Annotated in this window: 8 protein-coding genes; 6 read left to right on the forward strand and 2 right to left on the reverse strand. The window is 65.4% G+C overall.

The window, feature by feature from the left end:
- On the reverse strand, window positions 1-1,120 hold a 1,120-nt coding region (locus AC2VOU_RS15650), incomplete at its 3' end, for a cobaltochelatase subunit CobN (protein ID WP_486958197.1).
- A gap of 97 nt (window positions 1,121-1,217) precedes the next feature.
- On the opposite strand from AC2VOU_RS15650, the gene AC2VOU_RS15655 reads away from it, so the two are divergent.
- From AC2VOU_RS15655 to AC2VOU_RS15680, 6 genes are all read left to right on the forward strand, one after another.
- Window positions 1,218-1,412 (forward strand): hypothetical protein, encoded by a 195-nt coding sequence (locus tag AC2VOU_RS15655; RefSeq protein WP_486958198.1) that lies wholly within the window; start codon window positions 1,218-1,220, stop codon window positions 1,410-1,412.
- 124 nt (window positions 1,413-1,536) lie between these two features.
- On the forward strand, window positions 1,537-1,629 hold the full coding sequence (locus AC2VOU_RS15660) for an Ms4533A family Cys-rich leader peptide (protein WP_486940361.1): 93 nt from the start codon (window positions 1,537-1,539) through the stop codon (window positions 1,627-1,629).
- Window positions 1,630-1,790: 161 nt separating this feature from the next.
- Window positions 1,791-2,759, forward strand: a complete 969-nt coding sequence (locus AC2VOU_RS15665; protein WP_486958203.1) for a sulfate ABC transporter substrate-binding protein — start codon at window positions 1,791-1,793, stop codon at window positions 2,757-2,759.
- Window positions 2,756-3,619 (forward strand): sulfate ABC transporter permease subunit CysT, encoded by an 864-nt coding sequence (cysT, locus tag AC2VOU_RS15670; protein WP_486958199.1) that lies wholly within the window; start codon window positions 2,756-2,758, stop codon window positions 3,617-3,619. The genes AC2VOU_RS15665 and cysT overlap by 4 nt, the downstream gene beginning before the upstream one ends.
- Entirely contained in the window at window positions 3,616-4,434 is an 819-nt protein-coding gene (gene cysW, locus AC2VOU_RS15675; RefSeq protein WP_486958200.1) for a sulfate ABC transporter permease subunit CysW, read from the forward strand. Before cysT ends, cysW begins: the two co-directional genes overlap by 4 nt.
- Window positions 4,435-4,471: 37 nt before the next feature.
- The gene (locus AC2VOU_RS15680; RefSeq protein ID WP_486958201.1) at window positions 4,472-5,527 is read left to right on the forward strand and encodes a sulfate/molybdate ABC transporter ATP-binding protein; all 1,056 of its coding nucleotides are present in this window, start codon (window positions 4,472-4,474) and stop codon (window positions 5,525-5,527) included.
- A gap of 67 nt (window positions 5,528-5,594) precedes the next feature.
- On the opposite strand, the gene AC2VOU_RS15685 is transcribed toward AC2VOU_RS15680, so the two are convergent.
- On the reverse strand, window positions 5,595-5,894 hold a 300-nt coding region (locus AC2VOU_RS15685), incomplete at its 5' end, for a CbiX/SirB N-terminal domain-containing protein (protein WP_486958202.1).

Genomic DNA, 5,894 nt, shown 5'->3' on the forward strand with positions numbered 1-5,894 from the left:
CGAATCCGTCGCCGACGTCATAACCATCCTGTGCGAGTCGGCGCAGTAGTCGTATCGCCGATGCCGGGGTGTCGAGGCCGACGGCGTTGCCGACGCGCGAATGCTTGGTCGGATAGGCCGAGAGAACCAGCGCGAGCTTCTTGTCCCGGTTGGGGATCTGTCGCAGTCTCGCGTGGTTGACCGCGATCGCCGCGACCCGTGCGCAACGCTCGGCGTCGGCGACGTAACGGGGGAGTCCGTCGTCGTCGATCTCCTTGAAGGAGTACGGCACGGTGATGATGCGCCCGTCGAATTCAGGTATCGCGATCTGCGTCGCGGAGTCCAGCGGGGTGACCCCGTCGGAGTTGGACGCCCATTCCTCGCGCGAGGAGGTCAAACAAAGACCTTGCAGCACCGGGATGTTCATCGCGGCGATGCGTTCGATGTCCCATGAGGAATCGTCCTCTCCGGCACCGGCGGCGGCCGACTTCGAGCCGCCGGCCGCCAGCATGCTGACCACCACGGCGTCCAGCGTGCCGAGCGCATCGAACAATTCGTCGGGTGCGCTGCGCAACGAGGACGCGAAGATCGGCACACCGACCGCGTTGCCGGTGGCGTCGATCGCGTCGGCGAGCGCGTGCGCAAAGCCGGAGTTGCCGCTGACCTCGTGGGCCCGGTAGTACAGCACGCCGACCCGCGCGCCGCCGGCAACGGTGGGCCGCTCGGCGTAGCCCCAGTCGGGGACCACCACCGGTTCGTCAAATCCCTCCCCGGTGAGCAACACGGTGTCGCACAGAAACGCATGCAGCTGAGCCAGATTCACCGGGCCGCCTTCGGCGAGGTACGAGTGTGCTTGCGCGGCAAGCCCGATGGGAACCGTCGAACACTCCATCAATTCGGCGCTGGGCGTGCGTTCGCCACCGAGCACGATCAACGGCAGTCCGGTGGCCCGCAGGGCAGCGAGTTCCTCGGCCACCTCCGCCGACGAACCCAGCACCCGAAGTACCACGACCTCGGCATCGCCGAGCACGTCGCCGATGACCTGACGCGCCGGGTTGCCCAGGTTGTAGGCCGCGAGCGACGACCGTGCCGACAGCAGGTCGGTGTCGGACGTCGATAGCAACGCGATGCGATGGTTCACCGGACTCCTCCTCGGGGTTCGCTGGACACCGAGGCCCGTGGACCAGCTTAGTGGAGCGTGTTGGCTCGGCCCGGGGGCGCCGAATAGGGTGAGCCCGATGAACGCGATCCTCAGCTGGTGGGACGGCGTTGAACTGTGGCTGTCTGGCCTGGGGTTTGTCTTCCAGACCATCGTGGTGATGCCGGTCGTGCTGGCGTTGGCCTACCTGATCGCGTCGGCGCTGGACGGCGCCTTGAGGCGCGGTATCCACCTGATCAATCGGGTCCGGCACAGCGACGACGAGTCGCGATGAGCCCTAAAACCGGCATGCCGCGTTCGCGGGTCACCCTGGTGTTGGTGGCCCTGGTCGTATTGGTCATCGTCGCCTGGTTGTTGACGCGCTGACCTGCACCGGCTTCGGCTGTTAGGATTCGCCCATGCACGCAGCGTCCGGCAGCACCGAGGGCCATGTCTTGGCGCTCATTGCCGTGGGCGATTGCGCCGTCGCTGACGTGCATTGTTGTCGCTGACTTTCTGCCCGCGCGCCGAAATCCGCCCGTCGACGGACATCATCCTTCGACATGGGACCCGTCAGACGCCAAGCTCACTTCCGAAAGGTCGACCATTGTTCGACGACGACAAAAACTCCGTCGGGTGGCGGCATGCCGTCGCGTGGACCGTCGCCGCGGGAATGATCGCGGGGTGCCACGGCGGCGCCAGTGATGTCGTCGGCGGCGGATCGACCGGCGCCAACACCACTATCACGCTGGTCGCCTACTCGGTGGCCGAACCCGGCTGGAGCAAGGTCATCCCGGCGTTCAACGCCTCGCCGGCAGGCAAAGGCGTCCAGGTGGTCGCCTCGTACGGGGCGTCGGGGGACCAGTCACGCGGTGTCGTCGACGGCAAACCGGCCGACATCGTCAACTTTTCCGCGGAGCCTGACATCACCCGACTGGTCAAGGCGGGCAAGGTCGCCAAGGACTGGGACAACGACGCCACCAAGGGCACCCCGTTCGGCTCGGTGGTGACGCTGGTGGTGCGACCGGGCAACCCCAAGAACATCAAGGATTGGGACGACCTGCTGCGGCCCGGCATCGAGGTGGTCACGCCCAGCCCGTTGAGTTCCGGCTCGGCGAAGTGGAATCTGCTGGCTCCCTACGTGGTCAACAGCGGCGGCGGTCGAGACCCGCAGGCGGGTCTCGACTTCGTCCACACCTTGGTCAGCCAGCATGTCAAACTGCGTCCCGGCTCGGGCCGCGAGGCCACTGACGTGTTCGTCCAAGGCAGCGGTGACGTCTTGATCAGCTACGAGAACGAGGCGGTAGCCGCAGAGCGGCAAGGAAAGCCGATCACCCATGTGAACCCGCCTCAGACCATCAAGATCGAAAACCCGGTGGCCGTGGTGACCAGCAGCCCGCATTTGGATGCCGCTGTCGCGTTCAAGAATTTTCAATACACCGTGGACGCCCAAAAGGTCTGGGCGGCAGCCGGATTCCGCCCGGTCGACCCCGCGGTGGCCGCCGATGTCCGCGACCAGTTCCCGGTGCCGGAAAAGCTCTGGACGATTGCCGATCTCGGTGGCTGGCCCACGGTCGACGAGCAGCTGTTCGACAAGAAGTCGGGCAGCATCACCAAGGTCTACACCCAGGCCACCGGATGACGACGGCGATCACGCGCAACGTCACCGGGAACCCTGGCGGTGGTAAGCGCTTGCGGCGCAACACGTTGGTCAACAACGGAACGTCATTGCGGGTCGGGGTTTCGGCGGTGTGGCTGTCGCTCATCGTGCTGCTGCCGCTGGCCGCGATCTTCTGGCAATCGGTCGGCGGTGGTTGGGAGGAGTTTTGGCCGGCGGTCACCTCGAACGCTGCCGTCGAATCCTTCCGGGTGACGCTGACCATCTCCGCCGGCGTCACCGTGGTGAACATGGCCTTCGGGTTGCTGATCGCCTGGATCTTGGTGCGCGACGACTTCGCCGGAAAGCGGATTGTCGACGTGATCATCGATCTGCCGTTCGCGTTGCCCACGATCGTGGCCAGCCTGGTGCTGTTGGCGCTCTACGGAAATCACAGTCCGGTGGGGCTGCATCTGCAGCACACCGGATGGGGTGTCGGTGTGGCGCTGGCCTTCGTCACGCTGCCATTCGTGGTGCGGGCGGTGCAGCCGGTGCTGCTCGAGGTCGACCACGAGGCCGAAGAAGCGGCCGCGTCGCTCGGCGCCAACAACGCAACGATTTTCACTACTGTGGTGCTGCCGTCGTTGACACCGGTCCTGTTGACCGGTGCGGGGTTGACCTTCGCCCGCTCCATCGGCGAATTCGGTTCGGTGGTGCTGATCGGCGGCGCCGTGCCGGGCAGGACCGAAGTGTCCTCTCAGTGGATCCGCACTCTGATCGAGAACGATGACCGGACCGGTGCGGCGGCGATATCGATTGTGTTGCTGCTGATCTCGTTTGTGGTCCTGGTCGGGCTGCGTACCCTGGGGTCACGTGCGGCCAGGCGGGAGGAGCTGTCGGCATGACACCCTCGCCCGCTGTTCGCTACCTGCTCCGCTTCTTGGCGTTGGCCTATGTGGCGGTGTTGCTAGTCGTTCCGGTCGGGCTGATCTTGTGGCGGACCTTCCAGCCCGGCGTCGTCCAGTTCGTCGATTGGATCAGCACGCCGGCGGCGATCTCGGCGCTGAACTTGTCGGTGCTGGTAGTCGCGATCGTGGTGCCCCTCAACGTGATCTTCGGTGTACCCACCGCATTGATGCTGGCGCGCAACCGGTTCCGCGGTAAGGCTGTGTTGCAGGCGATCATCGACCTGCCGTTTGCGGTGTCACCGGTGGTGGTCGGGGTGGCCTTGATCATGCTGTGGGGATCGGCGGGCCTATTCGGGTTCGTCGAAAAGGACTTCGGCTTCAAGATCATCTTCGGCTTGCCCGGCATCGTGCTGGCGAGCATCTTCGCGACGCTGCCGTTCGTGGTGCGTGAGGTCGAGCCGGTGCTGCACGAACTGGGCGACGATCAGGAGCAGGCGGCCGCGACACTGGGGTCGAAGTGGTGGCAAACGTTTTGGCGGATCACCTTGCCGTCGATCCGGTGGGGCTTGACCTACGGCGTCGTGTTGACCATCGCCCGCACGCTCGGCGAGTACGGCGCGGTCATCATGGTGTCGTCGAACTTGCCGGGAAAATCGCAAACCCTGACGCTGCTGGTGTCCGATCGCTACAGCCGCGGCGCCGAGTATGGCGCATACGCGCTCTCGACTCTGCTGATGGGCGTTTCCGTCGTGGTGCTGATCGTTCAGGTGATTCTCGATGCTCGCCGAAACCGAGCGGGGAACCAGGCGTGACGGGAACCAGGCGTGACGGAAACGGAGTGGCGGACTGATGGGTGACAACGCAATAAGCGTGCGCGGCGCGAACAAGCGCTACGGCGACTTCGTTGCGCTGGACAACGTCGATTTCGACGTGCCCGCGGGCTCATTGACCGCGCTGCTCGGACCCAGCGGGTCGGGCAAGTCGACACTGCTGCGGGCCATCGCCGGGCTCGACCAACCCGACACCGGGCAGATCGTCATCAACGGCCGCGACGTCACCGGGATTGCGCCGCAGCGACGCGGAATCGGCTTCGTCTTCCAGCATTACGCGGCCTTCAAGCATCTGAGCGTTCGTGACAACGTGGCCTTCGGGCTGAAGATCCGCAAGCGACCGAAGGCCGAAATCGCCGAGAAGGTCGACCATCTGCTCGAAGTGGTTGGCCTGAGCGGATTCCAGACTCGTTACCCCAGTCAGCTTTCCGGCGGACAGCGTCAGCGCATGGCGTTGGCGCGCGCGCTGGCGGTAGACCCGCAAGTGCTGTTGCTCGACGAACCCTTCGGGGCCCTCGACGCAAAGGTCCGCGACGAGCTGCGCGCCTGGTTGCGACGGTTGCACGACGACGTACACGTCACCACCGTTCTGGTCACCCATGACCAGGCCGAGGCGCTGGATGTGGCCGACCGCATCGCAGTGCTCAAAGACGGACGGATCGAGCAGGTTGGCCCGCCGAGCGCGGTGTATGACAGTCCGGCCAACGCATTCGTGATGTCGTTCCTGGGTGCCGTCTCGTCACTGAACGGCAACCTTGTTCGCCCGCATGACATTCGGGTGGGTCGCAGTCCTGAAATGGCAATCGCCGCCGCGGACGGCGCAGCATCCACCGGCGTGGTCCGGGCGACCATCGATCGGGTGGTGATGCTGGGGTTCGAGGTGCGCGTGGAGTTGACCAATGCTGCCACCGGCGGGCCGTTCATCGCTCAGATCACCCGCGGTGACGCTGAGGCGCTTGGGCTGAAGGAGGGGGACACCGTCTATGTGCGGGCCACACGAATACCTAACATCCCTCAAAAAGTACTGCTGGACAGGGATTCTGACATCGACGAGATTACGGTGAGTTCCGGCTGAAGGCTGGCCCGAGTTCGATCGAGCCGTCCTGCTCGGCACTGGAACACGCCACACAGCCGTGGTCGATTCAGGCCGCCGCGCGCAGTGCGACCGCCGCGTCGAAGCGGTCCAGTACGGTCTCGGCCACCAGGCGATGCCCACCGAGCGGTGCTGCCATCGGGATACCCTCCGCCGCAGCGAAAGCCGCGACGCGGTCGGTCAACTTTCCGGGCGCCAGGAACCACGGCGCAATGATCACGCGGCGAGCGCCGTTGCGCCGTAACCGGTCCGCAGCCGCGGCGGGTGACGGACCATCCCCGGTGGCGAATGCCGTTGTCGTACAAGCCCATTGAGTCTCAGCGGCGAGCTTGTCTGCGACCACCGCCGT

This window comes from Mycobacterium sp. TH-M25, assembly GCF_057473665.1.

Excerpts from the sequence above, each read along its gene's own strand:
- AC2VOU_RS15660 (WP_486940361.1), top strand. The coding sequence starts at position 1,537 with ATGCACGCAGCGTCCGGCAGCACCGAGGGCCATGTCTTGGCGCTCATT.
- AC2VOU_RS15665 (WP_486958203.1), top strand. The coding sequence starts at position 1,791 with ATGATCGCGGGGTGCCACGGCGGCGCCAGTGATGTCGTCGGCGGCGGA.
- AC2VOU_RS15680 (WP_486958201.1), top strand. The coding sequence starts at position 4,472 with ATGGGTGACAACGCAATAAGCGTGCGCGGCGCGAACAAGCGCTACGGC.
- cysW (WP_486958200.1), top strand. The coding sequence starts at position 3,616 with ATGACACCCTCGCCCGCTGTTCGCTACCTGCTCCGCTTCTTGGCGTTG.
- AC2VOU_RS15655 (WP_486958198.1), top strand. The coding sequence starts at position 1,218 with ATGAACGCGATCCTCAGCTGGTGGGACGGCGTTGAACTGTGGCTGTCT.
- cysT (WP_486958199.1), top strand. The coding sequence starts at position 2,756 with ATGACGACGGCGATCACGCGCAACGTCACCGGGAACCCTGGCGGTGGT.